The following is a 26,292-nucleotide window of genomic DNA, read 5'->3' on the forward strand; positions in this document are numbered from 1 at the left end:
TAAAAAAGCAGGCATCAATAGGGACAGATGGGGACGGCGTTGACGGCGTATCGGTATCAGAGGTTGGAGGCCTGGCTTTCCCGGGGCATCGAGGAGGGCCGTTGGCGGCTGGGCGAGAAACTGCCTTCGATCCGGACCCTGTGCCGCGAGCACGGGCTGTCCAAGGCCACGGTGCAGCATGCCCTGCGCCGTTTGGAGGCGCGCGGTTTGCTGGAGGCGCGGCCCAAGGCTGGCTATTTCCTCAGCCTGCGTCCCGAGAGTCCGCGCGCGCCGCGCAGCCGGGCACGCATCGCCGCGCCCCGTCCCGCCAGCGTCAGCGATCTGCTGCTGGACATCATGGCCCGTGGCGCCGCTTTCGACCTGGTGCCGGACCCGCTGGCGGGCAGCCTGCCGCCGGGGGTGCTGGGGCTGAATCGCGCCATCGGCCGTGCCCTGCGGCGCCAGCGCGGCGGCGCTTACCAGTACTATGACGCGCCGGCCGGTGAGCCGGAATTGCGCGAGCAACTGGCGTTGCACCACGCCCGGCGCGGCTGGCCGGTGGAGCCGGAGCGATTGTGCGTGACCTCCGGCTGCCAGCACGCGCTGTTTCTGGCGTTGATGGCCTGCTGCGAGCGCGGTGATGTGGTGGCGGTGGAATCGCCGGGTTTCTATGGCGTGTTGCAGTTGCTCGAACAGCTCCAGTTGCAGGTGGTGGAAATCCCGGCGTCGCCGGAAACCGGCATGGATATGGAGGCGCTGGAAGCGGTGCTGGGGCGTTGGAAGGTGAAGGCCTGCGTGGTGTCGCCGGCGTTCGCCACCCCGGGCGGCGCGCTGATGCCGGAGGCGGCGCGGCGCCGGCTGCTGGCGCTGGCGGAGCAGCACGATCTGGCGGTGATCGAGGACGACATCTACGCCGAGACCGCCCTGGGCCCGGTGCCGGACCCGCTCAAGGCCCTGGATAGCCACGACCGGGTGATCCTGTGCGGCTCCTTCTCGAAGTGCCTGGCCCGGGACCTGCGGCTGGGCTGGGTGTCCGGTGCCCGCTGGCACCAGCGGGTGGTGCGCCTCAAGCTGGTGACGCAACTGGCCGGCAGCCGCTTCCTGCAGCAAGGGGTGGCCGATTTCATGGCTGATGGCGGGTTCGCCGCCCATCTGCGTCGCCAGCGGCACGACCTGCGCGTCAACCGGGACCAGCTGATCGACCGGCTGCGGAGCTGGCCCGGCGAGGTGAGGGTAAGCCGGCCCCAGGGCGGCCTGGCGGTGTGGGTGGAGCTGGATGCCCGCATCGATACCCTGGCCGCCTATGGCCGCGCTCTGGAGCAGGGCGTGGTGATCACCCCGGGGCCGCTGTTCTCCGGTTCCGGCCAGTTCCGCCATTGCCTGCGGATCGGCTTCGCGCACCCCTGGCACCCGGATCGGCTCGCTGCTCTGGAGCGGCTGCCCGGGCTGCTGCGTGCTGCCTGAGGAGGCCGGCATTTTATAACTGTCCCTATCCGATTTAAAAAAATTGCGCCTGAACCTATCGCCGGTCGGGCGCTACAGTGGCGCCCGGATTAACCGTCATCAGGGGCAGGCCGAGTGTACAACTACGACAGCTTCGACCGTGATCTGGTCCAGGCACGGGTGGCTCAGTTCAGGGATCAGGTCAATCGCCGGCTGGGCGGCGAACTCAGCGAGGAGGAGTTCCTGCCGCTGCGGCTGCAGAACGGTGTCTACCTTCAACGCCACGCCTACATGCTGCGCGTGGCGATTCCCTACGGCACCCTGTCGGCGGAGCAGATGCGGGTGCTGGCGCGGATCGCCGAGGAATACGACCGGGGCTACGGGCATTTCACCACCCGCCAGAATATCCAGTTCAACTGGGTGGCTCTGGAGCAGGTGCCGGACATTCTGCAGGTGCTGGCGGACCGCGACATGCACGCCATTCAGACCTCCGGCAACTGCGTGCGCAACATCACCACCGAGGCCTTCGCCGGCGTCGCCGCGGATGAGATCATCGATCCTCGACCGCTGGCCGAGATCATGCGCCAGTGGTCCACCATCAACCCGGAATTCCTGTTCCTGCCGCGCAAGTTCAAGATCGCCATTTCCTCCTCGGCCCAGGACCGGGCCGCCGTGCGTGCCCATGATATCGGCCTGTACCTGTACCGCGATGACGGCGGCGAAATGCGTCTGCGGGTGATGGTGGGCGGCGGCCTGGGCCGCACGCCGATTCTCAACCAGACCATTCGCGAGGGGCTGCCCTGGCGGCACCTGCTGACCTACGTGGAAGCGGTGCTGCGCGTCTACAACCGGTACGGGCGCCGCGACAACAAATACAAGGCGAGAATCAAGATTCTGGTCAAGGCGTTGGGCGTGGAGGCGTTCGCCGCCGAGGTGGAGCGGGAGTGGGAGCAAATCCGCGACGGCGCCGCCGAGCTGACCGAGGCGGAGTACCAGCGGGTGGCCGGCGATTTCAACCCGCCACGCTATGAGCCGGTGGCCGGCCAGGACCCGGGCCACCTGGACCGGCTTGCCGGGGAGCGGGCGTTCGCCACCTGGGTGCACAACAACACCCGGGCGCACAAGGTGGCCGGCTACGCCTCGGTGGTGCTGTCCACCAAGCCCGGCGCGGCGGCGCCGCCCGGGGACGTGACCGCCGCGCAGATGCGCGCGGTGGCGGAGCTGGCCGAGTGCTACGGCTTCGCCGAGATCCGTGTCACCCACGAGCAGAATCTGGTGTTGCCGGACGTGCGTGAGCGGGATCTGTACGCGCTGTGGTCGGTACTTCGCGAGCACGGTCTGGCGACGCCGAACATCGGTCTGCTTACCGATGTGATCGCCTGCCCGGGCGGGGACTATTGCTCTCTGGCGAACACCCGCTCGTTGCCCGTGGCGCGGGCCATCCAGGAACGTTTCGACGATCTGGATTTTCTCCACGACCTGGGCGAGCTGAGCCTGAATATTTCCGGCTGCGTCAACGCCTGCGGCCACCACCACATTGGCAACATCGGCATTCTCGGTGTGAACAAGAACGACGAGGAATTCTTCCAGATCACCATTGGCGGCGCGCAAGGGCGGGACAGCGCCCTGGGCAAGGTGATTGGCCGTGCCTTCCGGGTCGAGGAGGTGCCGGACGCCATCGGCCGGTTGCTGGATACCTATCTGGCCCGCCGCGAGGTGGACGAGCCGTTCGCCGAGACCGTGCGACGCCTGGGGCTGGAGCCGTTCAAGGAAAGTGTTTACGGCCCGGCCCGGGGAGCGGTGCAATGAACAATACCATCGGTTATCTCGAGGGCGTGGCCACGCCGCTCCAGGATGATCCCTGGTACCTGGACGAGGCCGGGGCCGGCGCCCCCCACGCGGTGCTGGGCTGGCCCCGCTGGCAAACGCGGGTGGAGAGGGAAGGAGGCGATCCGTCCCGCCTTGGCGTGCTGCTGGACCCGGACCAGGACCCGGAAGTATTACGAGCGGAGATCACCCGCCTTCCTCTGATCGCTCTGCGTTTTCCCAGCTTTCGCGATGGCCGCGCCTACAGCCAGGCGAGCCTGCTGCGAATCCGATATGGCTTCCTGGGCGATCTGCGCGCGGTGGGCGATGTGCTGCGGGACCAGTTGGCGCTGATGCGCCACTGTGGCTTCTCGTCGTTCGCCGTGCGCGAGGACAAGAGCGTGACCGACGCCCTCAAGGGGCTGGCGGATTTCGAGCGCGTTTACGCGCGCTCGGTGGCGCAGCCCGAACCCCGCTTCCGCCGCCATTCTTCAGTCAGGAGCGACCATGGGTAGCAATTCCAGTAACGACGACCCCCGTTCTCCGTCGCCGGATCAGAAAAAAGCCAGCCTTCTGGATGTGTGCCAGGGCGTGCTGGCGGGACTGTTCGGCGTGCAGAGCCAGAAAAACCGTGAGCGGGATTTCAAGAGTGGCCGGGGCGGTGACTACCTGCTGATCTACGCGTTGATGGTGGTCGGCCTGGTGCTCGGCGTGATGGTGGTGGTCGCCATGGTGGTGCCCTGACGATCCCGTTACCTTTCTCCAACAAGAAAGGAACAGTGGCGTTTCACGCTTCAGCGTGGTGGTCATGTTTCCGGCCTAGCCTGGGTTCAATCTGGATCTGAAGGGTTGGACCATGACGATTTCCCGACGCGATATTCTGCAACTGATGTTCCTGGGTGGCGGTGGCGCCGCTCTGGCCGCCTGTGGTGGCGGTTCTTCCTCCGGCTCGTCGTCCGACGGCGACAATGGAACACCCCGCGACCCGGACGATGGCGGCGGCACGTCGGAGCCGATCCCGGAGCCACAGCCTCCGGCCCGGGAGCTGCCCCTGCGGGCCGGGCCGTTGTCCGGCATTGGCCCGCTGGTGGATTCCGGCGTCGACGGTGTGTTGATCCCCGAGGGGTTCTCCCTGCGCTTGGTGGCCACCGCCGGCCGGCAGCCGGTGCCCGGGGTGCCGCTGTTCCTGTGGCACCCATTGCCGGACGGCGGCGCCGTCTTTCCGATGGCCGATGGTGGCTGGGTGTACGTCTCCAACAGCGAATTCCTGCCTGGCGGGGTGGGGGCGCTGCGTTTCGGCGCCGACGGTGAACTGCTGGACGCTTACCCGATTCTCAAGAACACCCGCATCAACTGCGCCGGTGGCGCCACGCCCTGGGGAACCTGGTTGTCCTGCGAGGAAGTGGAGGATGGTCTGGTCCATGAATGCGACCCCCGGGGCACGCCTCGCCAAGCCCGGTCCCACCCGGCCATGGGGCGCTTCAAGCACGAGGCCGCCGCCGTGGACATGGCCACCGGCTCGGTGTTCATGACCGAGGACGAGGGCGATGGCCGTCTGTACCGCTTCCGCTCCGCCGGCCGGGTCAGCGCCATCAACGGTAACCAGGGCCTGGATCTGGACAATGGCGTGCTGCAGGTTCTGGAGGTGGAAGAATTCGAGAACGGCGCCTACATGGAAGAGTTGGAAAGCGCCCGCCAGATTCGTCGGGTCAAATGGGTGGACGTTCAGTCCCCGGACCAGCCGCAAAGCAGGGTGCGCTCCAGCATCGAGGATGGCACCGGCCAGGGCGCGCCGGGCACTCGCTTCAAAGGCGGTGAGGGCATCTGGATTCAGTACTGGCCGGAGGGTGAGCAGCCCCAAGTGTCCGGTTTCGAGCATCCGCTGCGGGCGGTGGTGTTCTTCGCCTGCAAGGGCGATAACCGGGTGCATGCCCTGGACGTGGACAACGATCTGATCGAGGTGGTGTTCGACAACGAGCAGTTGATCACCGCTGGTGAGGACAAGTTCGACGACGTGGACAACCTGGTGGTGAGTCCCATGGGGGACGTGGTAGTGGCCGAGGACGGCGACGCCATGCGTCTGATGGTAATGGTGCCCAACCAGCCGGCGAAAATTCTGCTGCAGGTGCCCGGCGGTGGCAGCGAACTGACCGGTCCGGCGTTCACGCCGGATGGCGGGCGGCTTTACTTCAGCTCCCAGCGGGCGCCGTCCGGGGTCACCGGCATTCTGCCCCTGGGGCGCACCTACGAGCTCACCGTGCCGGCCTCGTTCCGGCCCTGAAGCGGCTTTGATCGTTGCATCCAACCGGCCTTGTGCCTAGGCTTTCCGGTCCGGCACACCGAGAGAGATGGCGACAATGGCATTCAAGGTTTATGTAGACGGTCAGGAAGGCACCACCGGGCTGCGCCTGTTCGACTATCTGGAAACCCGCGACGACGTCGAGCTGCTGCGCATCGACAGCGCCCTGCGCAAGGACCCGGTCGAGCGCGCCCGTCTGCTGAACGCCGCCGACGTGGCCTTTCTGTGCCTGCCCGACGCCGCCTCCCGGGAGGCGGCCGCCATGGTCGATAACCCGGACACCTGCCTGATCGACGCCAGCACCGCCTTTCGGGTAGCGGACGATTGGGTGTACGGCCTGCCGGAGTTGGCCCCGGGCCAGCGTGAGGCGATCCGCGGCAGCAAGCGGATCGCCAATGTGGGCTGCCACGCCAGCGCCTTCATCCTGGCGGTGCGGCCGCTGGTGGACGCCGGCCTGCTGCCGGCGGACTACCCGCTCACCGCCACCTCCATCACCGGCTACAGCGGCGGCGGCAAGAAGATGATCGCCGACTACGACGCCGACAGCGAAGGCCGCTTGAGCGCGCCCCGCTCCTACGCGCTGGGCCTGGAGCACAAGCACCTGCCGGAAATGCAGCGCTACGCCGGCCTGGGGTCGGCGCCGGTATTCGTGCCCACGGTGGGGCCCTTTCTGAAGGGCCTGGCGGTGACCGTGCCGCTGCACCTGTCGCACCTGAAGGCCGGCACCGACGCGGACGCGCTCTACCAGACCTTCAAGGAACGTTACGCCGGCGAGCCGTTCGTGCGCGTGCACGCCCCCGGTGACCCGGATGCGCTGGACGGTGGCTTCTTCGACGTGCAGGGCAGCAACGACACCAATCGGGTGGAGCTGTTCCTGTTCGGCAACGGCGAGCGCCAGTGCGTGGTCGCCCGGCTCGACAACCTGGGCAAGGGCGCCGCCGGCGCCGCCGTGCAGAACATGAATGTGCATCTGGGCCTGGACGAGACCACCGGCCTGACGGTCTGACGTGTCCGCCCGTCGCGGCTGGGGCGGCGTTCCGCTTCAGCCGCGATACTCCTTTTTCCATACTTCCCTCTTTTCCCATACCTCCGAGGCTTGGATTCTGCCCAATCACGGTTGAGAATGGGTATCATTACAATAATGCATGGCGATGTGACGCCGTTCACGGTAGGAGATGTGAACCCGGGGCGTTTCATTCGTCTATAGGGAGAGAGAGACAAGGAGGTAGCGGTAATGAGTCGAGAACGTCAGGTCCTGGCGCGGGCGGGGCTGAAGGCCACGGCGGCCCGGGAACGGATCTTTCAATTGCTGGAGTCGGCCATGCCGGAGCGCCACCACCTGAGCGCCGACGATATCTACGCGCGGCTGCGTCAGGCCGGGGAGCGCATGGGCATATCCTCCATCTACCGGGTGCTCACCGATCTCGAGGAAGCCGGCCTGGTGCATCGCCATCACTTCGACCGGCATGCCATGGGGCGCAGCCTGTTCGAGCTGGCCGATGGCGCCGAGCATGACCACATGGTGTGCGTGGAAACCGGCCGTATCCTGGAATTCCAGGACCCGCTGATCGAGGCCCGGCAACGGGCCATCGCCGAGCGCCACGGCTTCGAGATCGTGGGGCGCAAGCTGGTGATCCGGGTGCGTCGCTCCGGGGCGGATCGCGCTCCGTAGCGCCCCGTAGAGCCTCGTAGGAGCGACTTCAGTCGCGATCTCCGGCGCCGAATCGCGGCTAAAGCCGCTCCTACGGGGGGCGATCAGCCACCGCTTGCCGCCTTCGCCAACTGGTCCGTGTCCACGCGCACGAACACGGAGTCGGCGGTGGCGGTGAGCACGTCGCCGGCCCACACTTCGCAGATCACCCGGCTTTTGCGGCCCACGTCGCCTTCCACCCAGGCTTTCAGGCGCAGCGGCACGCCCATGGGCGTGGGTTTCAGGTAGCGGATGTCGAGCCGGCCAGTGACGCAATTGATGATCGGCTCGCTGCCGGGTTCCCGGTTTTCGGCCCGGTAGTGCCAGGCCATGGCGGTCCAGTTGGAGTGGCAGTCGATCAGCATCGCCAGCAGGCCGCCGTACACCAGCCCGGGCCAGCCGGTGAACTCCGGTGCCGGGGTGTGGGTGGCGATCACGTGCCGGCCTTCTTCGTCCCAATGGCTCTTCAGACGCAGGCCGCTGGGGTGGGCGCTGCCGCAGCCGTAACAGACGCCGTCCGGATGGCCCCGGTCCTGCAGGGCAAGGGGGTGTTCGCTCATGATGGGTTTCCCGTAGCCAGGGTTTCCGCCTTGAGCCTCAAGCCTCCCTTGCTCATGGCGGGAACGGTTCTTATGATCGGTTGCTCTTTGCAAGCGCCGCATAATAACGAGGATCGCGCATCATGAGTACGGCCCTGTTCCGCCGCGACGGCGACCTGTATCACCCCTCCGAGAATGCCCAGGGCCCGTGGAGCCCGGATTACCTGCATGGCGGTTCCCCGGCGGGGCTGCTGGCCTCGGTGCTGGAGCCGGTGGGCACGGAAGGCGGCCTGCGGCTGGCCCGCTTCACCCTGGACCTGCTGCGGCCGGTGCCCGCCGCGCCGTTGTCGGTGCGCGTGGAGACCGTGCGTGATGGTCGCCGCCTGCGTCTGCTGCAGGGTGATCTGTTCGCCGGCGAGGTGCTGGTATGCCGGGCCACGGCGCTGTATCTGGAACAGGTGCCGCTGGACGTGCCGGAAGCGGCGCGCTTCGAACCCGGAAATCTGCCGCCCCGGGAGCCGGGCGGGGAGGCCAGCCTGGCGGATCTGGCGGCGCGCGGCGAGCGGGAAGCCCTGCCGTTGCCGGGCCTGCACCACACCGTGGCGGTGACGCTGGTGGACGGGGTGGAAGGGCACGGACGCGGCCGTGTCTGGATGCGTCTGCCGGTGCCGGTGGTGGCGGGGCAGGTGTGCTCGCCGTCGGTGCAGGCCGCCACCCTGTCGGATTTCGGCAACGGCGTCGGCCAGCTCCAGGTCAACGAAAACACCGGCAGCATCAACGCTGACATCAGTCTTTATCTGCACCGCGCGCCGGAGGGGGAGTGGCTGGGTCTGGACGCGCGGGCGCGCATGCACACCAATGGCAATGGCCTGGTGGAGACCACGCTCCATGACGAGCGCGGTCCCGTGGGCCGGATTCTGCAGGCAACCCTGGCGATGCCGGTGTACGGTGGTTAAGCCATGGCGCCGGATCAGTTCACCTTGCCGAGGTAGTCGGCGAAGCGCCCCTTGTTCATGGCCATGCCGGCGCTGAGCGTCCCGGCTTTCTCCTTGGCGGCGTCCAGATTGCCGGCGGCGCCAACCTGGATCACGCCCACCATGCCCAGCGGCATGTGCGGGTCGCACTGATACAGGTATACCCCTTCCTTGGACAGGGTCACCGTGACTTTCTCATTGAGCTGGCCCTGCCAGGCGTCGGCGCCGGCCGGGGTGAACACGGCGTGGCTGTTATGGGCCGCGTCCTCGGGCACGAAGGTGACGGTGTCGCCGGGGGCCACTTTCAGGTAACCGGGTTCGAACACCATGGTGCCGTCGGCACCCTGGTTCTTCATATGGACTTCGTGATCGGTGGCCAGCGCCGGAGCGGTGGCGATCAGGCCGGAAACCAGGACGGCCAGGGCGGAGCGGGAAACGCGCATCGATGAACTCCTCGACAGGAAAGTGATAAGCGGCGCCCAGGGTAACGCGCCGGGCGCGGCGCCCCATGACCTGGGTCAAGCACGGCGTTATGATGGCGGCTTCATTGGCCGGCGACGCGAGGAGCCTTCGTGACGGACATCGACCAGACGGTGCGGGCCTTGGCCCGTGACCTGCTTGAGCGGGGCCTGAAGGTGGCCACCGCGGAATCCTGCACCGGCGGCGGCATTGCCCAGGCGCTCACCGAGGTGGCCGGTTCCTCGGACTGGTTCGAGCGCGGCTTCGTCACCTATTCCAATGATGCCAAGATGGAGATGCTGGGCGTGGCTGCCGCGACCCTGGAGCGCCACGGCGCGGTCAGCGAGGCCACGGTGCTGGAAATGGCGCGCGGCGCCCTGGCCCGCTCGCGGGCGGATCTCAGCGTGGCGGTGAGCGGCGTGGCCGGCCCCGGCGGCGGCACTGACGACAAGCCGGTGGGCACGGTCTGGATCGGCTGGGCGCAGACGCCAGGCTGGTCCCGTGCCGAGCGGTTCCACTTTCCCGGTGACCGCTCCGCGGTGCGCCGGGCCACCATCGTCGCCGCTCTGGAAGGGCTCCGGGCCCGTCTGGCGGCGCTTTGAGCGCCGGGGGTTGCAGCCCGGCCAAACACTGCTCATAATGCTGTCCAAATAGACAGTGCTGGTCATCGGGTCAGGATTGGATGACTGTTATCACGATGGCGGCACACGGAATCGAAGAGGGGTTCACCAATGAGCGACAAGAGCAAGGCACTGTCCGCAGCGCTGTCCCAGATCGAGCGTCAATTCGGCAAAGGGTCGGTGATGCGCATGGGCGACCAGAAACGCGAGCGTATTCCCGCCATCTCCACCGGTTCCCTGGGGCTGGATATCGCCCTGGGCATCGGTGGTCTGCCCAAGGGCCGCATCGTGGAAATCTACGGTCCGGAATCCTCCGGTAAGACGACCCTGACCCTGAGCGTGATCGCCCAGGCGCAGAAGAAAGGCGCCACCTGCGCCTTCGTCGACGCCGAACACGCCCTGGACCCGGACTACGCCGAGAAGCTGGGCGTCAACGTGGACGACCTGATCGTGTCGCAGCCGGACACCGGCGAGCAGGCGCTGGAAATCACCGACATGCTGGTGCGCTCCGGCGCCGTGGACGTGGTGATCGTGGACTCGGTGGCCGCTCTGGTACCGAAGGCCGAGATCGAAGGCGAAATGGGTGATGCCCACGTGGGCCTGCAGGCCCGCCTGATGAGCCAGGCGCTGCGCAAGATCACCGGCAACGTGAAGAACGCCAACTGTCTGGTGGTGTTCATCAACCAGATCCGCATGAAGATCGGCGTCATGTTCGGCAATCCGGAAACCACCACCGGTGGTAACGCCCTCAAGTTCTACTCCTCCGTGCGCCTGGACATCCGCCGCATCGGCGCGGTCAAGCAGGGTGATGAAGTAATCGGCAACGAGACCCGCGTCAAGGTGGTCAAGAACAAGGTGGCGCCGCCGTTCAAGCAGGCCGAATTCCAGATTCTCTATGGCCAGGGCATCAATCAGCTCGGCGAAGTGCTGGACCTGGGCGTGCAGCAGGGGCTGGTGGACAAGTCCGGCGCCTGGTACGCCTACCAGGGCGACAAGATCGGCCAGGGCAAGCAGAACGCCTGTGATTATCTGGCCGAGCATCCGGACGTGGCCCAGGCCATCGAGAAGGAAATCCGCTCCCGTCTGCTGGCGGTGCCCGGCGACGCACCCGCCGAGGCCGACGAGAAGTCCGAAGCCACGGATGAGTGAACGGCATGACGGGGCCGGCGACGGCCCCGTGGATGAGGCCACCCTGCGCCAGTACGCCATCAAGCTGCTGGCGCGGCGGGACCACGGCCACCACGAACTGCGCGGCAAGATGCGGCGCAAGTTCGGTGACGCGGCGGCGCTGGACCCGGTGCTGGAATGGTGCCAGGAGCACGACTTTCTCAATGACCGGCGTTTCGCCGGTTTTTTCGTGCGCTCGCGCATCGAGCGTGGCCAGGGGCCCCTGCGTATCCGCGCCGAACTGCGGGAGAAAGGGCTGGGCGACGAACTGATCGGTGCTGCCCTGGATGAAGCGGACTGCGACTGGTTTGCCCTGGCCCGCGAAGTCCACGGCCGCCGCTTCCGGCATCCGCCGGCGGATCGTAAGGAAAAAGGCAAACAGTTACGCTTTCTGCAGGCCCGGGGGTTTGACGCGGAGCAGTGCTTCGCGGCTCTGGATGCTTTCGAGGATTAAGGCGCTTCCCAATGGAATACCTCGCCGACCCCTGGCTGGTCGCCGCACTGCTGGGCTCCGGCGTGATCGCCGGCTTTATCAACACCCTGGCCGGCGGTGGTGGCTTGCTGATTCTACCGTTGCTGATGCTCACCGGCATGGGCCCGGCTCTCGCCAACGGCACCATGCGCGTGGGCGTGCTGATCCAGTGCCTGGAGGGCGTGCGCCAGTTTCACCGCCACGGCTCCATGCCATTCGGCACCTTGCCTGGCATCCTGGTGCCGACCCTGGCCGGCGCCTTGCTGGGTAGTCTGGCCGCTTCCTTTCTGCCCAGCGATATTCTGGAACCGGTGCTGCTCGGCACTCTGGTGCTGATGGCGGTGGTCATGGTGCTCAAACCGGCCACCCTGGTGGCCGGCCCCGATGAAGCGCCCCGGGCGCTGGCCTCCACGCCGGCGGCCTGGGTGGGCCTGTTCCTCACCGGCGCCTACGGCGGCTTCGCCCAGGCCGGGGTGGGTTTTCTGCTGATCGCCGTGCTGGCGGGCCAGCTCCGCTATGATCTGGTGCGCACCAACGGCCTCAAGCTGGCCATCACCGGTGGCTTTACCGTGCTCGCCCTGAGTGTTTTCGCCTGGCGCGGGCAGGTGGCCTGGCTACCGGGATTGCTGGTGGGGGCGGGGATGCTGCTGGGCGTGCGGCTGGGCGTGGGCTTCGCCCACCAGGTCTCGCAGAAAGTGCTCAAGTGGATTCTTCTGGTGATGGTCGTGCTGGTTTGCGCCGCCGCTTTCATTCGTTGATCGAATCAGCGTTGGCCACTCATGATGGTCTGCAAACGTTGTAGCAAGCTCATGGCCGGCAGCACCGAGTGAATGCTGCTTTCGGGAGTGTCACCGTCACGAACCGCCTTCAGGAAAGCCCGGTCCTGCTCCAGGAAAGCATCGCCATTGCCGGTCAGGGTTCTGTCTTCGCTATCGGTCAACGTATTGCGAAATACCCGGTAGGTTTGTTCCTCTCCGATGTAGCGGTAGAAACCACCGAAGGGACCGCGATTGTTGAATGACAGCGCCATGGATGCCAGTTGCCCGCCCGTGAGCGAGCGCATTCCCACGGTCATGTCCATGGGAATCCCAAGTTGCGAATGCGGTGGTCCGCATTGTCCCCACACATCGAATTCATGGCCCTCCAGCAGCCATGTGAAAAGATCGATGCTGTGACAGGCATGGTGCCATAGGAGGTTATCGGTCCAGTCCCGGGGTTCACCGAACATGTTGAGGTTTTCGCGGCGGAAGAAATAGGTCTCCGACACCAGGTGCTGAAGATGAAAGCGGCCATTTTGCAGGTGTTCGCGCAATATCCTGTGTGCTGGCGAAAAACGGCGGCTATGCGCGACCATCAGTGGCACGCCGGCGCGACGCTGTGCGGCCGCCAGAGCCTTGCAGTCTTCAAAATTGAGCGCCGCCGGAATTTCCACCAGGCAGGGCAGGCCGGCATTTATTGCCTGCAATGCCTGCTTGGCATGAAGGGTGGATGGTGAGGCGAGAATTACCGCGTCCAGGTCGCGGCGGGTCAGGATGGTCTCATAGTGGGTGGTGACCTCATCGATCCCGTGCCGCCGGGCCAGCTCGCTACCCCGTCGCGGCTCCTTGGCCACCAACAGGGTGATGCGTGCGCCATCGAGACGGGCCAGGGTGTCCGCATGGGTGGCGCCCATGGCCCCCTCACCAATCAGAGCAATGCGCAGCGGGTCAGTCATGACAGGACCCCTTCATTACGCCACCAGTCATCCAGTAGCCGGTTGAACCGGTCCGGCGCTTCAAAATAGGGTGAATGCCCGACGCCGGAGAAACAATGAAAACCGGAACCGGCTATTTGCTCATGAAGTAAGGCGATTTCCCGGGCGGGGAACAGCACATCCTCATCGCCCGCTACCAGCAGGATGGGAACGCCGGTGGCGGCGAGGGCGGCGGGTGAATGCTGTTGCTGGTGACCGCTCAGGGTGCGCACATTGGTGATGTTGAAGGATGCGATGGCGCTGTACAGCGCGACCTGGTCGGGATGTTTTTCGATAAAGGTACGGCCCAGTACTCGCTCGATTTGTGACCGTTGCGCGTTGCGGTCGCTGAGCGCTTGCATCCGTTGTGCCTGAGCCGCGGGCAGTTCGAAGCCGAACAGAGTATCCACCAGTACCAGACCACGGACCCGTTCCGGGTACCGGCAGGTAAAGGTCACGGCGGTCCCTCCCCCCATGGATTGCGCCACCAGCACGGCGCGTTCCACCCCGGCATGGTCGAGAATCGTCTCCAGGTCCTCGACGAAACGGTCCCGCCCCAACCGGCCGGGGTCGGTGGAACGGCCGAAGCCTCGCGCGTCGGCGATTAGCAGCCGGTAACGCGAGCGCCAGTGGGCGACCTGGTGGAACCAGCTGGCGTGATTGCCGCCCACGCCGTGCAGAAATACCAGGGTGTCCCGGCTTGGTGCCTCGTCATGATACTCGTAGTAGAGATGCGCCTGGTCGGCCTCCACCCACATTAGTGCCACACCGCGAAAGCCATGGCACAGCCGGTGCCGGCGGGGCTGCGATAGCAGGGCACATAATCGATCAGATCCATCTTCATACCCTGGACGGTGCCGGCCAGAGCCGACCAGCAACGGAACTCGGAGTTACCTGATTGGAGTTTCTCTCTCGGTAAGGAGGCATGGTCTTCCAGGGTGCCGGTGGCCATGATATCCAGGAAGCGGCGATCAAAATCCTCGTCGACCACGAAATGGCTCAAGCCGCCTGTCGCGATCACCGCCACGCGCAGATCCGCGGGCCAGCCCTCGATAATCTCGCGAATCGCGCCACCCAGATTATAGGCGCGAGCCGGGGTGATCTGGTTGGGCGGATAATAGGTGTTGATGCTTACCGGAACGATGGGAATCGGATCGCCTTCGATCATCTTGTAGTACACATACCCGAATGAGTGACTCATGCCCTGTTCAGGTTGATAGTGGCGTGAATGGGCCACGTCGAAATCGCGTTGCATAAGCGATTCGATCAACGAACGGGCCAGCTTCGAGGCAACCGGGTATTCCCGCTCTTCCTGCGGATACCAGTCCGTGGCACGAAGATCCTGGTCATACTTCCATTTCATCATGCCCTGCGGCTTGTAGGGCAATGTTTCGCCCCAGTACACGGACAGCGCCGGCATATTGTCGTCCTGGAATACTTCCTTATGATCATCTCCGATGACCAGAATCACATCCGGCTTAGCTTCGCCAAGGATGGTCCTTATCTCCGCCACGGCTTTCTGGTTTGCTTCATGGCGCTTCCAAAGAACATCCATCTCGATTTCCTTGAGAATCGCCGGGCTGGCCTTGGCGAGCAGCTCCTCATAGCTGACCCGGGCACCTTCGAAGTCATGCAGGGCATGAATGTGTACATCGTCCTGCCCCGCGCGCGCCAACCAGGCGGGCGGTTCCATCAAGAGAGTGGGGCTGTGGGAAGAGCCCACGCCGAGAATCACCTTTGCCATAGTTTTTTCCTCACGATACCGGAGAGAGAAGGCTCCGAGTCAATTTGCCAACTACGGTTATAGAAAACGTGGTTGGGGTGGACAAACGATTTGTCGCGGCTACACCCATGAGTTATGTTCATGTATGTCTCGAACGGCGATCAGCCAGGAGTCGATCATGCCGGTCCGTTACCCACCTTTGCTTTCGTTGCGCGCTTTTGAAGCGGCCGCACGGCACCTTTCCTTTACCCACGCGGCTGACGAGTTGTGCTTGACGCAGAGCGCGGTGAGCCGTCATGTCCGCTCCCTGGAAGATTATCTGGGCCAGCGAATGTTCGACCGCCTGACTCGCCGCGTGGAGCTGACACCGGCGGGAGAGGAATATTTCCGTGCCGTGCATCATGCTTTGGCCGAGATCGAGAAGGCCACGCGGGATGTCATGCAGCCGGACCGAAAAGCCTCGCTTACCCTCAGCGTCATGCCGACGCTGGGTGCCAATTGGCTGATGCCTCGCCTTGGCAGCTTCAGCGAAACCTACCCGGACATCGAAGTGCGCATGATTTCTTCCATTGAGCCGGTTAACTTCGACGCTCGGGAAATCGATGTGGCGATTCGCGTGGGGTCGCCTCCCGGCGTGCTGCGTGACAAACATTTGCCACGCGTGGAAATGGACATGGTCACCAATTGGAAAGGCGTGACGGCTGAGTACCTGTTTCCCGATCTTCTGGTGCCGGTACTGTCGAGCAAGCTGTTGTCCCAGGGCGCGGCCATCAATGAAGCGCGGGACCTGCTTAAGTATCGGCTGATTCATAATGCCAGCCGCGAATTTGCCTGGCCGGACTGGCTGGCCGCGCACGATGTCACCCTGACCGAGAAAACCGATGCCATTACCTATGGCCATTTCTTCATGACCATTCGTGCCGCCCTGAACTGCAAGGGCGTGGCCCTGATCCCTTCCGTGATCCTCAACAACTGCCTGGAAGGCATGGATCTTGTGCAGCCTTTGAAGGGCGATGTGGAAAGCGCGGGTTCCTACTATTTGCTGACCCGGGAAGAAAATCGCAACGAATACGCGGTGCGCACTTTTTGCAACTGGCTTCTGGCCGAGGCCGATAACGAAAAAACGCGTGATCTGGCGGTGGCCCCGGATGATCTGGAAGACGTTCAACAGTAACGACGCATGGCTAGCCACTCGCCTAACGCGACCAGGCCGTACAACACCAGACCAATAGCACAGAGAATCAGAATCGCGGCCAGAATCAGCGCGGTATCGGCTTGTGACGACGCGAATACGATCAGATAGCCCAGCCCTCGTTCGGCGCTGATGAATTCAGCGACGATGACGCCAATCATGGCCAGGGTAATAGCGATTTTCATGCCGCTGAAAATATACGGCACGGCATAGGGAAGGCGTACCAGGAAAAAAACCTGCCATGGCGTCGCGGTCAGTCCCTGACAAAGGCGCAGGGCGTCGCCTGGCGTGGCGCGTAAACCGGCCATCGTCGAAATCACCACGGGAAAAAACGCCATGAAGGCGGCGAACTCGATACGAGTAGTGCTTCCGATCCCCATCCAGACGACGAACAGAGGAGCCAGCGCGATTTTGGGGATCAGTTGGAAGAACACGACGATCGGGTAAAAGGAGGCGTTCATCAACGTCGATGATGTCAATGCCAGTGCCAGTACCACGCCTCCGACGGTGGCGATGAGAAAGCTGACCATGGTTTCCAGGGTGGTTGGCCAGGCATTGGTCATCAAAGGCGAGAAGGTGGTGCGCATGCGTTCGTACACATAACTGGGCGCGGGCAGCAAACTGCGTGGAATGTCCATATGATGGACCGTGAACTCCCAGCCGCCCAGGAACACCGTGACCACCATCAGCGGCATGAGTACGCGTTGAAGAAGTTGTACTTCCGCGGGGGTCAATGTGGGCCTTGATGGTCGTTGCGCTCGGGCATGCGCCGGCGGAACAGTCGCGCGCGCACTGCCTCGGGGCGTGCAGGGCACGGTGGAATGGTAGCCGTTGGTTTTTCCGATTCTCATGTGGAGACATCCTCCGTGCGCTTATGCCCGCTTTGAATGTATTGTTTGAGTTCGCCACACAGCTTGTTGAATTCCGGGCTTTCCGCGATATCGTCAGGCCGTGGTCGACCGAACGGAATTTTGATATCACACACCACTTTGGAAGGGCGGCCGCCCATCACCAACACCCGATCGGAGAGCAGAACCGCCTCACGAATGCTGTGGGTGATGAATACGCCGGTCTTCGGGTTCTTCTGCCAGATATCGAGCAGGGCAAGATTCATTTCGTCACGGGTGATGGCATCCAGGGCGCTGAACGGTTCATCCATCATCAACAGCGGGGGATCAAGAATCAGGGCGCGGCAGATTGACACCCGCTGGCGCATACCACCGGATAGCTGCGAGGGGCGGTGATTCTCGAACTTCGAAAGGCCTACCATGGCGAGCAGGTCATGCGCGCGTCGTAGATATTCGTTTCTTGGTTTTTTCAGTATTTTCACCGGGAACAGGACATTGTCCAATACCGACAGCCAGGGGAGCAGGGTGGCGTCCTGGAAGATCAGGCCCACGTCTTCCCGTGGGCCGGTCACCTGTCTGCCGCGTTCGACCACGACGCCGTCGGTGATACTTTCCAGACCGGCAAGCATCATCATCAAGGTGGATTTTCCACAGCCACTAGGGCCGAGGATGGAGACAAAATCTCCCTCCTCGATGGACAAGGTGACGTCACTGACCGCCTCCACTGGCCCTTGGGCACTTTGGTAGGTCTTGCTGACCTGCCAGAGATCCAGGTGCTTGGCTTTGGCTGTCATGCCGCGCCTCCGGACAGCATCGCCGGGAAGGCGGCACTGTAATCCTTGACCTGCTTCCACTCCCCGGCACTGAGGGTGGTGGAGCCGATGAAACGGTTGGTGAACAGCACCTCGGGATCAGGACGTTTGGCGGATTCCGGTGCCGCGTATTGCATGATCAGATCGGTCATCTCGGCGACGCGGTCCAGATCGCTATAGCCCAGGGCGTGGTCCATGGCTTCAGGATAGGGCAGTGATGCCAACATGAAGCCCATGCTCAGGCGTACGTTTTCCTTGCCCGCTTCGCTCAGCGCCAGTTGAGGTTGTTTTTCGAGCAGAATGTCGGCGGCTTTTTGCGGGTCCCGGGCGGTGAAGGCAAGGGCCTCCAGCAGGGCGTCGCAAACGTCTTCGCACAATTGTGGGTCGCTTTCCAGAACTTCCGGGCGGGTCACGATGTTGTTGGAGTAGAACGACATGCCGTAATCGCTCAACAGCATGGCGCGGGTCTCCACACCGAGGCCCTTCGCCACCGCGTAGGAGCTGCTGGTGACACAGTAAGAAGCGTCCACTTTACGCTCCACCAGCAGCCGCTCAAGGATGCGCGGATCGGCCTGAACGATTTCCACATCCTCCGGTTTAATCCCGGCCTTCAGCGCGAAGGCCTTCCAAAGCGGAAACTCCACGGATGAGGGCACGCCGCCCATGCGTTTGCCGACCAGGTCCTTGGCGGTCTTGATGGGTGAGTCGGCTCTTACCAGCGCGCCCAGATAGGCTTCATAGTTGGTGGTGCCCAGGGCCACCAACGGCAGGCCGGTGGCGGCGGAAAGGATGGTTGAGCTAGCGGAAACCAAACCAAAGTCGAACTGCTTGTTGGCGATCGACTGCGCGGCCGCCAGCGAGCCATGCCCGCGTGTTACTTCCGCTTCGATTCCCCGTTTTTTGAACATGCCCTGATCCTGTGCCACATAGGCATAGGCGGTGGCGCCCTGCGGTAGCCAGGGGAGAGTAAACTTGATGTTTCGTGTTTTTTTGGCGAGCACCGCGGGTGCCATCGCCACGGCGCCGGCCGCGGCCGCGCCTTTCAAAAAAGTACGACGATCGAGTTTAAGACCTTCTTTACTGGACATGCTGGTTCACTCCGTTGCAGGGAACGGCCACAGGGCCTGGATGATTTTTATGCAAGATATGGGCACAGAATCATGGGCGGCAAATGATTAATCGGGCCCTGATGCATGAGTCTTAATCAGGCATGACGGATGACTTGAATGAATGCATGGCGGGGAAAAAAGTCGTTTGTTCGAAGCCGCCCTGTTTCGTCACCATCCGCTCCATGAATCATTCAGGGCGGAGAGCCGATATGACATTGAACAACCACGCCGGTGTGATCAGAGTGGGAATCGCCGGGTTGGGAACCGTGGGACGGGACGTGGCGACCGCCCTGAATGGAAGGGTCCCTGGCGTGGCGCTGAGCGCGGTGTCGGCGCGTAACGTGGAAGCGGCCCGAGACTGGCTGCGGGAAGCGGGGCTGGACGTGCCGGTGGTGGGCATCGATCAGTTGGAACCCCACTGTGACGTGGTCATCGAGTGCGCGCCATCCGCGTTGATGCGGCGCCTGGCCGAGCCGGTACTGCGTGCCGGTAAGAAGCTGGTGGTACTCAGTTCCGGGGCCATGCTCGACAATATGGATCTGATCGAACTGGCCGATCGGCACGGTGCGCGGATTATCGTACCCACCGGTGCCTTGTTGGGGCTGGATGCGGTCAAAGCCGCGGCCGAGGGCCGCATAGAGTCGGTGAAAATGGTGTCGCGCAAGCCCGTGGAGGGATTTCGCGGGGCGCCATTCCTGGTCGCCAATGGCATCGATATAGAAGGGATAGACGTTCCCAAACGCCTGTTTTCCGGCAAGGCCCGCGAGGCGGCCACCGGCTTTCCCGCCAATCTGAACGTGGCGATTTCCCTGTCGCTGGCGGGCATCGGCGTTGACCAGACCCAACTGGAGATCTGGGCGGACCCGACCATTCAACGCAACACCCATACCATTACGGTGGTTTCAGACAGCGCTTTGTTCTCCATGACCATCGAGAACATCCCCACCAGTAATCCGAAGACCGGGCGGATCACGGCACAGAGCGTGCTTGCCGTATTGCGACAGATGACCGCCCCGATGCGGGTAGGCACCTGAAAACATCGCTCACCCCCGAAGACCCAAGGAGAAAACGATCATGAGTGAAACAAGACACGCGGAAATCGCCGGCGCGGGCTTCGCCGGCCTGGCCAGCGCCATCGCCCTGAAACAGCGCGGCTGGTCGGTACGGGTGCACGAAAGCAGCCCGGAACTGCGTGCGTTCGGTGCCGGCATCTATATTTGGGACAATGGTCTGCACGTGCTCGATTCCCTGGGCGCCTACCAACAGGTGCTCGATGGTGCCTTCGCGGCACCGGCGTACGAAACGCGCACCAACGGAGAGCGGCTTTCCTACCAGCGTATCAACCAGCCGGGCTATCGCCGTTTGCTGACCATGACCCGGCAACATCTTTATGAGGCCATGCTGGACTCGGCCCGGCGCCACGACATCGAGATCGTTACCCGTTCGGAGGTGGTGGCGGCGGACCCGGAAGGGCGCTTGAAGGTGGCCGGCGGTCGCTGGTTCGAAGCTGATCTGGTGATCGGCGCCGACGGCGTCAAATCAAAGGTGCGCGACTCCCTGGATATCCCCTTGGAGCGGCAGCGCTATCACGACGGCCTGACCCGGGTGCTGGCGCCGCGCGGACCGCTCAAGGGGGTTGATTGGGACAACGTGATCGATTTCTGGCACAAGGGCGAGGATGGGCGAACCCTGCGCATTCTCTATACGCCGTGTAGCGAGGACACCTTGTACATGGCGATGATGGCGGGGCTTGACGACCACGAAGCGGCGGCCATTCCGGTTAACCCCACCCCCTGGGTGGAGGCTTTCCCGGGCCTGCGTCCGGCTCTCGAGAGTCTGGGTGACCGGGGGCGTTACGATCTCTACGAAAAAACCGTTTTGAAGGAATGGGCTATCGGCAAGGTGGCCGTGGTGGGCGATTCCGCCCATGCCATGCCCCCGACCCTGGCGCAGGGCGCCGGCTGCGCGATGATGAACGCGCTGGGCCTGGCGGTGGCGATGGAGGAAAGCGATACCGTGGAGGAGGGGCTGGCCTTGTGGCAACGGCGCGAACGGCCGCTTACCGACCATACCCAGGGCCGGGCGGCGGAGCTGGCCGCATCCCGGGAACTGGCCCATGGCATGTCCTGGTCGGATACTGATATGCGTGCCGCCGGGCATCTGCCCACCGGCACTTCCGCCGCGTTCAGCGCCTAGGAGCCGGTGATGCCCGTTTGCCTGATCGCTGAACCGATCCACCCGGTGGCCACCGAGAAACTGGAGCAGGGCGGCGTTACCGTGCGCGCCGCCTCCAGCCCTCGCCTGGAGACCATCGCCAACGAACTGACCGACGTGGATGCGATCATCGTCCGTGACGCGCTGCCGGCCGCGGCCATGGATTTGGCGCCACGCCTGGCGATCATCGCCAACCATGGTACCGGCACCAATGCGGTGGATGTGGCCCATGCCCACCGGCTCGGTATTCCGGTGGCCTATACGCCGACCAGCAATGTCCGCTCGGTGGCCGAGCACACCATCATGCTGATGCTCGCCGCTCTGCGTCGGGTGGTGCCCGCCGATGAGGCCACGCGCGCCGCCGACACCCGTTTCCGCTATGACCAGCCGATCCACTCGGTGTATGAGAAGACCCTGGCGGTGATCGGCTTCGGTCATGTCGGCAAGCTGGTGATCGCCATGGCCCGTGAGTTTGGCATGCGGGTGCGGGTGTTCTCGCCCAGCGCCGACCCGGATGAAGTCCGAGCCTATGGCGTGGAATACCACTCGACCCTGGCCAGTGCACTGGACGGCGTCGATGTGGTGACCCTGCACCGCCCCCTGCGCGACGACACCCGGCACACCCTGAATCGCGAGAATCTGGCGCTGCTGCCGCCCTCGGCGGTGGTGATCAACACCTCCCGGGGCGGGCTGATCGACGAGCAGGCCCTGGCACAAGCACTTCGCGACAAACGCCTGTTCGCGGCGGGGCTGGATGTGCTCGATCAGGAACCGATGGCGCCGGATTCGCCGCTGGCGGGGCTGGATAACGTGGTGTTTACCCCGCACATGGCCGGGTCCAGTCAGGAGGCCCTGCTGAAAACCGCGTTGCAATGCGCCGACCATGTGCTCAATGCCCTGAGTGGGCGCCGCCCTTCCGCCTTGGTGGACCCGGACGTGTGGCAGCGTCGCCGCTTCCCCTATGTGAGCACCTTCTGAGCCGACCCTTAAGAACCACCAAAAAAGGAAACGTTATGGCACTGCAACCTTTTCATTTGGCGATCCCGGTGCACGACCTGGCCCTCGCGCGCCATTTCTATGGCACCGTCTTCGGGTGCTCGGAGGGTCGCAGCAGCGATCATTGGGTGGATTTCGATTTTTTCGGCCACCAACTGGTGATCCATTACCAGGCGCCGGCGCCCGCCCATCCGGCGGCCACCAGCGGCGTGGGCGATCATGACGTGCCGGTGCCGCATTTCGGCGTGGTGTTGAGCTGGGAGGGCTGGGAGACACTGGCGGCCCGGTTGCGCGAACAGGGCGTACGTTTCGAGATCGAGCCCTGTATCCGCTTTGCCGGGCAGGTCGGCGAGCAGGGCACCATGTTCCTTTACGATCCCTGTGGTAACGCGCTGGAGTTCAAGTGCTTCAAGGATATTGACCAGCTTTTCGCCCGTTGAGCGGCTCCGTCACGGCGGTCGGACGTCAGTCCGCCGCCGGCCACACCACGGGAAACAGGTCCGAGTCCATCGGGTCGCCATCGCGCAGACCCGGATCGCGGATTGGCCGGGTCACGTTCGGGTGCTCCCGGTACGTCACGTCATCCCCCATCCAGCGAGTGGAAATTACCCGGCGCCGGCGCTTGCCATGGCGGTTGCCGCTGGCGCCATGCACGGCCATGGCGTGAAAGGCGATGCAGTCGCCGGGCTCCACATGCTCCCAGGTCAGCACCGGGTAGCGCTCCGGGTCGGCGTCAATGTCCGGTAACGGGGCAAGCTCGGAGGCGTAATCGGTCTTGAACTGGAAATCCGGCGCCCGAAAATGCGTCGGCCAGCGGTGTGAGCCGCGCACGAAGCGCAGCATGCCGCCATCCAGGTCCACCGGGTCCAGCGCCACCCACAGCGAGCACAGCTGGTCACCGCGTACACACCAGTAAGGCAGGTCCTGATGCCAGGGCGTGGGCGCCTCGGAACCGGGCTCCTTGACCAGTAAATGATCATAGAACAGTCGCGTTCGGGTGGCCCCCATCAGCCGCGCCGCGATCGCGCCGCCCGGGCCGCTCAGGACATAGTCGTGGAATCCAGCGTCGAAGGTCCACATATAGCGGTCCCCATGGAAGGTTCCCGCATGGCTGCTTTTCCCATAGCGGGTACCGAGCGGGCCCGGCTGCTCCAGGTTGCGCCGCACCGCATCGCGCAGCGGTTCCACCCAGTCGCTGAACAGGCCGGGCAGGTGCACGGCTCCGTCTTCCTGGTAACGCGCTACCTCGGTGTCGGAAATCAGGGGTGAGCATGCTGGCATGGGGCCTCCGGGTGTGAATGACATGCTGGAATTCAGACAGTCCGGGCCAGCGCCGACAAACGATTATTCCGTCGCCGTGCCATGACTTTGGCTTATCCGTGGCCAGCCCCATCGCCCATCGCAACGATCCCGGGACAACGCTATACTGCCGTTCCCCAATTTCCGGTAAGTGTTTGTTCCGTATGAAGAGCGCTGAGATTCGCCAGGCCTTTCTCGATTACTTCGCCCGCCAGGGCCACGCCAAGGTGCCGTCGTCCTCCCTGGTGCCGGAGAACGACCCGACCCTGTTGTTCACCAACGCGGGGATGAACCAGTTCAAGGATGTGTTCCTGGGCCGTGAGAAGCGGGACTACACCCGCGCCACCAGCGCCCAGCGCTGCGTGCGCGCCGGCGGTAAGCACAACGACCTGGAAAACGTGGGCTACACCGCCCGCCACCACACCTTCTTCGAGATGCTGGGCAACTTCAGCTTCGGCGATTACTTCAAGCGCGACGCGATCCGCTTCGCCTGGGAATTCCTCACCGGGGAGCTGGGTCTGCCGGCGGAGCGTCTGTGGGTTACCGTGCATGTGTCCGACGACGAGGCCGCCGATATCTGGCTCAAGGAGATGGGTGTCAGCGCCGAGCGCTTCTCGCGCCTGGACGAGGACAACTTCTGGCAGATGGGCGACACCGGCCCCTGTGGCCCCAGCTCCGAGATCTTCTATGACCACGGCCCGGACGTGCCCGGCGGCCCGCCCGGCTCCGAGGATGGCGATCTGGATCGCTACATCGAAATCTGGAACCTGGTGTTCATGCAATACGACCGCCAGGACGACGGCGAGCTGCTGCCGCTGCCCAAGCCCAGCGTGGATACCGGCATGGGCCTGGAGCGCATCGCCGCGGTGAAGCAGGGGGTGCACTCCAACTACGAGATCGATCTGTTCCAGAACCTGCTCAAGGCGGCGGCCGGGGCCACCGGTTGCGACGATCTGGAAGAGAAATCCCTGCGTGTGATCGCCGACCACATCCGTTCCGCCGGTTTCCTGATCACCGACGGCGTGGTGCCCTCCAACGAGGGTCGTGGCTATGTACTGCGCCGCATCATCCGTCGCGCCCTGCGCCATGGCCACAAGCTGGGCCAGGACAAGCCATTCTTCCACACCCTGGTCCGGGCCCTGGTGGACGAGATGGGCGACGCCTATCCCGAACTGGCCCGGGAGCAGGCCCGGGTGGAGAAGGCGCTGCTCGCCGAGGAAGAGCAGTTCGGTCGCACCCTGGCCGCCGGGATGAAGGTGCTGGAAGGCGCCATGGCCGGACTGGACGGCGACACCCTGCCGGGGCAGGTGGTGTTTCAACTCTACGACACCCACGGCTTCCCGCCGGATCTGACCGCCGACGTGGCCCGCGAGCGCGGCCTGGGCGTGGACATGGACGGCTTCGAGAAGGAAATGGAAGCCCAGCGCGAACGGGCCCGGGGCGCCGGTGCCTTCGGCAACGACTACGGCGACCGCCTCAGCATCGATTCAGTCACTGATTTCTCCGGCTACGAGAAGCATGAGGATCAGGCGGAAGTGGAAGGCCTGTATCGGGACGGTGCCGCCGTGGACCGCCTGGAAGCCGGCGACACCGGCATGGTGGTGCTCAAGCGCACGCCGTTCTACGCCGAATCCGGCGGCCAGGTGGGCGACCGTGGCGTGCTGGCCGGCGCCGACGGTCGCTTCGACGTGGAAGATACCCGCAAGCGTGGCCAGGCGCACATCCACATCGGCACGGTGCGCGAGGGCAGCCTCAAGGTGGGCGACAAGGTGGACGCCTACGTGGACCTGGAGCGGCGCCGCGCCATCATGCGCCATCACTCCGCCACCCACCTGTTGCACGCCGCCCTGCGCCAGGTGCTCGGCGAGCATGTGCAGCAGAAAGGCTCCCTGGTGGCGCCGGACTACCTGCGCTTCGACTTCTCCCACGGCGAGGCGCTCAGCGCCGAGCAGCGCGACGAGATCGAGACCCTGGTGAACCGACAGATTCTGGCCAACGCCGCCGTTACCACCGAGCTGATGGACATGGACGCCGCCCGCAAAGCCGGCGCCATGGCCCTGTTCGGCGAGAAGTACGCGGACGAGGTGCGGGTGCTGACCATGGGCACCGACGGCTTCTCCAAGGAACTGTGCGGCGGTACCCACGTACAACGCACCGGTGATATCGGCCTGTTCAAGATCACCCTGGAAACCTCCGCCGCCGCCGGCGTGCGCCGCATCGAGGCGGTCACCGGCGAGTACGCCCTGGCGGCCGTGCGCGACCAGGAGCGGGCCCTGGGTGAAATCGCCGCCACCGTGAAGAGCAGCCCGGAGCTGGCCGCCGAGCGGGTGGCCGCCCAGGTCCGCCGCCTGCGCGAGCTGGAAAAGGAAGTGGACCGCCTGAAGCAGAAACTGGCCTCCGGCGCCGGTGGCGATCTCACCGCCGAGGCCCGCGAGGTGAACGGCGTCAAGGTGCTCGCCATCAAGGTGGATGGCGCCGACGCCAAGACCCTGCGCGTGACCATGGACAAGGTGAAGGACAAGCTGGGATCGGCGGTGATCCTGCTGGCCGCCGCCGACGGCGATAAGGTGGCCCTGGTGGCCGGCGTCACCAAGGACCTTACCGACCGGGTCAAGGCCGGCGACCTGATGAAGCACGTAGCCGAACAGGTGGGCGGCAAGGGCGGCGGTCGCCCGGACATGGCCCAGGGCGGCGGCACCGACGCGGCGGCTCTGCCCGCGGCTTTGGAAGGTGTGTACGGCTGGGTGGAAGAGCGGCTCTGAAAACCCATCGCGGCGCGCGGAATCGCGGTCGGACCACCGCTCCTACGGTGCCTTTAACCCGGTAGGAGCGGTGGTTCCACCGCGATCCTCCGCCCCTTCACATGAAACCCCGGCGCGAAAATGCTATTCTTTCGCGCCCCTTTTTGCAGAAAAAGTC

27 protein-coding genes are annotated in these 26,292 nt (G+C 64.4%); 18 read left to right on the top strand and 9 right to left on the bottom strand.

The features are described from left to right. Positions 1 to 39 precede the first annotated feature (39 nt). From JF515_RS06225 to JF515_RS06255, 7 genes are all read left to right on the top strand, one after another. On the top strand, positions 40 to 1,443 hold the full coding sequence (locus tag JF515_RS06225; protein WP_238400895.1) for a PLP-dependent aminotransferase family protein: 1,404 nt from the start codon (positions 40 to 42) through the stop codon (positions 1,441 to 1,443). 114 nt (positions 1,444 to 1,557) lie between these two features. After that, the gene (locus tag JF515_RS06230; protein ID WP_203102124.1) at positions 1,558 to 3,231 is read left to right on the top strand and encodes a nitrite/sulfite reductase; all 1,674 of its coding nucleotides are present in this window, start codon (positions 1,558 to 1,560) and stop codon (positions 3,229 to 3,231) included. Further along, positions 3,228 to 3,743, top strand: coding sequence for a DUF934 domain-containing protein (locus JF515_RS06235; protein WP_203102126.1), 516 nt, complete (start codon positions 3,228 to 3,230; stop codon positions 3,741 to 3,743). The genes JF515_RS06230 and JF515_RS06235 overlap by 4 nt, the downstream gene beginning before the upstream one ends. Further along, positions 3,736 to 3,972, top strand: a complete 237-nt coding sequence (locus JF515_RS06240; RefSeq protein WP_203102128.1) for a DUF2970 domain-containing protein — start codon at positions 3,736 to 3,738, stop codon at positions 3,970 to 3,972. The genes JF515_RS06235 and JF515_RS06240 overlap by 8 nt, the downstream gene beginning before the upstream one ends. A 112-nt stretch (positions 3,973 to 4,084) precedes the next feature. Next, positions 4,085 to 5,509: an alkaline phosphatase PhoX gene (locus JF515_RS06245; RefSeq protein ID WP_203102130.1), complete on the top strand. Its 1,425-nt coding sequence runs from the start codon at positions 4,085 to 4,087 to the stop codon at positions 5,507 to 5,509. A 76-nt stretch (positions 5,510 to 5,585) separates the two neighbouring features. Further along, positions 5,586 to 6,533 carry an N-acetyl-gamma-glutamyl-phosphate reductase gene (gene argC / locus JF515_RS06250; RefSeq protein WP_203102131.1) on the top strand — a complete coding sequence of 316 codons (948 nt, stop codon included), beginning with the start codon at positions 5,586 to 5,588 and terminating at the stop codon, positions 6,531 to 6,533. Between the two features lie 228 nt (positions 6,534 to 6,761). Then, the gene (locus tag JF515_RS06255) at positions 6,762 to 7,199 is read left to right on the top strand and encodes a Fur family transcriptional regulator (RefSeq protein WP_203102132.1); all 438 of its coding nucleotides are present in this window, start codon (positions 6,762 to 6,764) and stop codon (positions 7,197 to 7,199) included. 83 nt (positions 7,200 to 7,282) lie between these two features. Here the strand turns inward: JF515_RS06255 and JF515_RS06260 are convergent, their stop codons facing one another. After that, on the bottom strand, positions 7,283 to 7,777 hold the full coding sequence (locus tag JF515_RS06260) for a PaaI family thioesterase (protein WP_203102133.1): 495 nt from the start codon (positions 7,775 to 7,777) through the stop codon (positions 7,283 to 7,285). Positions 7,778 to 7,899: 122 nt separating this feature from the next. On the opposite strand from JF515_RS06260, the gene JF515_RS06265 reads away from it, so the two are divergent. Further along, the gene (locus JF515_RS06265; RefSeq protein ID WP_203102134.1) at positions 7,900 to 8,712 is read left to right on the top strand and encodes a thioesterase family protein; all 813 of its coding nucleotides are present in this window, start codon (positions 7,900 to 7,902) and stop codon (positions 8,710 to 8,712) included. A gap of 14 nt (positions 8,713 to 8,726) precedes the next feature. On the opposite strand, the gene JF515_RS06270 is transcribed toward JF515_RS06265, so the two are convergent. Further along, the gene (locus JF515_RS06270; protein ID WP_203102135.1) at positions 8,727 to 9,173 is read right to left on the bottom strand and encodes a pseudoazurin; all 447 of its coding nucleotides are present in this window, start codon (positions 9,171 to 9,173) and stop codon (positions 8,727 to 8,729) included. 129 nt (positions 9,174 to 9,302) lie between these two features. Here JF515_RS06270 and JF515_RS06275 point away from each other — a divergent pair, with 129 nt between their 5' ends. The 4 genes from JF515_RS06275 to JF515_RS06290 all read left to right on the top strand — a co-directional run bounded on the left by JF515_RS06275 (position 9,303) and on the right by JF515_RS06290 (position 12,206). After that, positions 9,303 to 9,791: a CinA family protein gene (locus JF515_RS06275; protein ID WP_338015176.1), complete on the top strand. Its 489-nt coding sequence runs from the start codon at positions 9,303 to 9,305 to the stop codon at positions 9,789 to 9,791. Between the two features lie 129 nt (positions 9,792 to 9,920). Further along, positions 9,921 to 10,958, top strand: a complete 1,038-nt coding sequence (recA, locus tag JF515_RS06280) for a recombinase RecA (RefSeq protein WP_203102136.1) — start codon at positions 9,921 to 9,923, stop codon at positions 10,956 to 10,958. Further along, positions 10,951 to 11,430 (top strand): regulatory protein RecX, encoded by a 480-nt coding sequence (locus tag JF515_RS06285; protein ID WP_203102137.1) that lies wholly within the window; start codon positions 10,951 to 10,953, stop codon positions 11,428 to 11,430. The genes recA and JF515_RS06285 overlap by 8 nt, the downstream gene beginning before the upstream one ends. A gap of 11 nt (positions 11,431 to 11,441) precedes the next feature. Next, the gene (locus JF515_RS06290; RefSeq protein ID WP_203102138.1) at positions 11,442 to 12,206 is read left to right on the top strand and encodes a sulfite exporter TauE/SafE family protein; all 765 of its coding nucleotides are present in this window, start codon (positions 11,442 to 11,444) and stop codon (positions 12,204 to 12,206) included. A gap of 5 nt (positions 12,207 to 12,211) precedes the next feature. Here the strand turns inward: JF515_RS06290 and JF515_RS06295 are convergent, their stop codons facing one another. The 3 genes from JF515_RS06295 to JF515_RS06305 are packed head-to-tail and all read right to left on the bottom strand — an operon-like array spanning position 12,212 to position 14,924. Further along, positions 12,212 to 13,162 (bottom strand): Gfo/Idh/MocA family oxidoreductase, encoded by a 951-nt coding sequence (locus JF515_RS06295; RefSeq protein WP_203102140.1) that lies wholly within the window; start codon positions 13,160 to 13,162, stop codon positions 12,212 to 12,214. Next, positions 13,159 to 13,938 (bottom strand): alpha/beta fold hydrolase, encoded by a 780-nt coding sequence (locus JF515_RS06300; RefSeq protein ID WP_203102142.1) that lies wholly within the window; start codon positions 13,936 to 13,938, stop codon positions 13,159 to 13,161. The genes JF515_RS06295 and JF515_RS06300 overlap by 4 nt, the downstream gene beginning before the upstream one ends. Further along, on the bottom strand, positions 13,938 to 14,924 hold the full coding sequence (locus tag JF515_RS06305; protein ID WP_203102143.1) for a hypothetical protein: 987 nt from the start codon (positions 14,922 to 14,924) through the stop codon (positions 13,938 to 13,940). Before JF515_RS06305 ends, JF515_RS06300 begins: the two co-directional genes overlap by 1 nt. A 157-nt stretch (positions 14,925 to 15,081) precedes the next feature. Between JF515_RS06305 and JF515_RS06310 the strand changes: the two genes are divergently transcribed. Beyond that, positions 15,082 to 16,077: a LysR substrate-binding domain-containing protein gene (locus JF515_RS06310; RefSeq protein WP_203102145.1), complete on the top strand. Its 996-nt coding sequence runs from the start codon at positions 15,082 to 15,084 to the stop codon at positions 16,075 to 16,077. Here JF515_RS06310 and JF515_RS06315 read toward each other — a convergent pair. From JF515_RS06315 to JF515_RS06325, 3 genes are all read right to left on the bottom strand, one after another. Then, positions 16,068 to 16,790 (bottom strand): ABC transporter permease, encoded by a 723-nt coding sequence (locus JF515_RS06315; protein WP_203102146.1) that lies wholly within the window; start codon positions 16,788 to 16,790, stop codon positions 16,068 to 16,070. The genes JF515_RS06310 and JF515_RS06315 overlap by 10 nt on opposite strands. 152 nt (positions 16,791 to 16,942) lie before the next feature. Then, the gene (locus JF515_RS06320; RefSeq protein ID WP_203102147.1) at positions 16,943 to 17,737 is read right to left on the bottom strand and encodes an ABC transporter ATP-binding protein; all 795 of its coding nucleotides are present in this window, start codon (positions 17,735 to 17,737) and stop codon (positions 16,943 to 16,945) included. After that, positions 17,734 to 18,843: an ABC transporter substrate-binding protein gene (locus JF515_RS06325; protein ID WP_203102434.1), complete on the bottom strand. Its 1,110-nt coding sequence runs from the start codon at positions 18,841 to 18,843 to the stop codon at positions 17,734 to 17,736. The genes JF515_RS06320 and JF515_RS06325 overlap by 4 nt, the downstream gene beginning before the upstream one ends. Positions 18,844 to 19,073: 230 nt before the next feature. Between JF515_RS06325 and JF515_RS06330 the strand changes: the two genes are divergently transcribed. The 4 genes from JF515_RS06330 to JF515_RS06345 are packed head-to-tail and all read left to right on the top strand — an operon-like array spanning position 19,074 to position 22,514. Further along, positions 19,074 to 19,898, top strand: coding sequence for an aspartate dehydrogenase (locus JF515_RS06330; RefSeq protein WP_203102148.1), 825 nt, complete (start codon positions 19,074 to 19,076; stop codon positions 19,896 to 19,898). A 40-nt stretch (positions 19,899 to 19,938) separates the two neighbouring features. Next, positions 19,939 to 21,060: an FAD-dependent oxidoreductase gene (locus JF515_RS06335; RefSeq protein ID WP_203102150.1), complete on the top strand. Its 1,122-nt coding sequence runs from the start codon at positions 19,939 to 19,941 to the stop codon at positions 21,058 to 21,060. Between the two features lie 9 nt (positions 21,061 to 21,069). Beyond that, positions 21,070 to 22,056, top strand: a complete 987-nt coding sequence (locus JF515_RS06340; RefSeq protein ID WP_203102158.1) for a hydroxyacid dehydrogenase — start codon at positions 21,070 to 21,072, stop codon at positions 22,054 to 22,056. Between the two features lie 35 nt (positions 22,057 to 22,091). Beyond that, positions 22,092 to 22,514, top strand: coding sequence for a VOC family protein (locus JF515_RS06345; protein ID WP_203102169.1), 423 nt, complete (start codon positions 22,092 to 22,094; stop codon positions 22,512 to 22,514). A gap of 25 nt (positions 22,515 to 22,539) precedes the next feature. On the opposite strand, the gene JF515_RS06350 is transcribed toward JF515_RS06345, so the two are convergent. After that, positions 22,540 to 23,355, bottom strand: coding sequence for a phytanoyl-CoA dioxygenase family protein (locus tag JF515_RS06350; protein WP_203102171.1), 816 nt, complete (start codon positions 23,353 to 23,355; stop codon positions 22,540 to 22,542). A 182-nt stretch (positions 23,356 to 23,537) separates the two neighbouring features. On the opposite strand from JF515_RS06350, the gene alaS reads away from it, so the two are divergent. Continuing rightward, positions 23,538 to 26,135: an alanine--tRNA ligase gene (gene alaS / locus JF515_RS06355; RefSeq protein WP_203102173.1), complete on the top strand. Its 2,598-nt coding sequence runs from the start codon at positions 23,538 to 23,540 to the stop codon at positions 26,133 to 26,135. The last annotated feature ends 157 nt before the right edge of the window (positions 26,136 to 26,292 follow it).

The sequence above is a fragment of the Alloalcanivorax marinus genome (assembly GCF_016785095.1).
Lineage (GTDB): Bacteria > Pseudomonadota > Gammaproteobacteria > Pseudomonadales > Alcanivoracaceae > Alloalcanivorax > Alloalcanivorax marinus_A.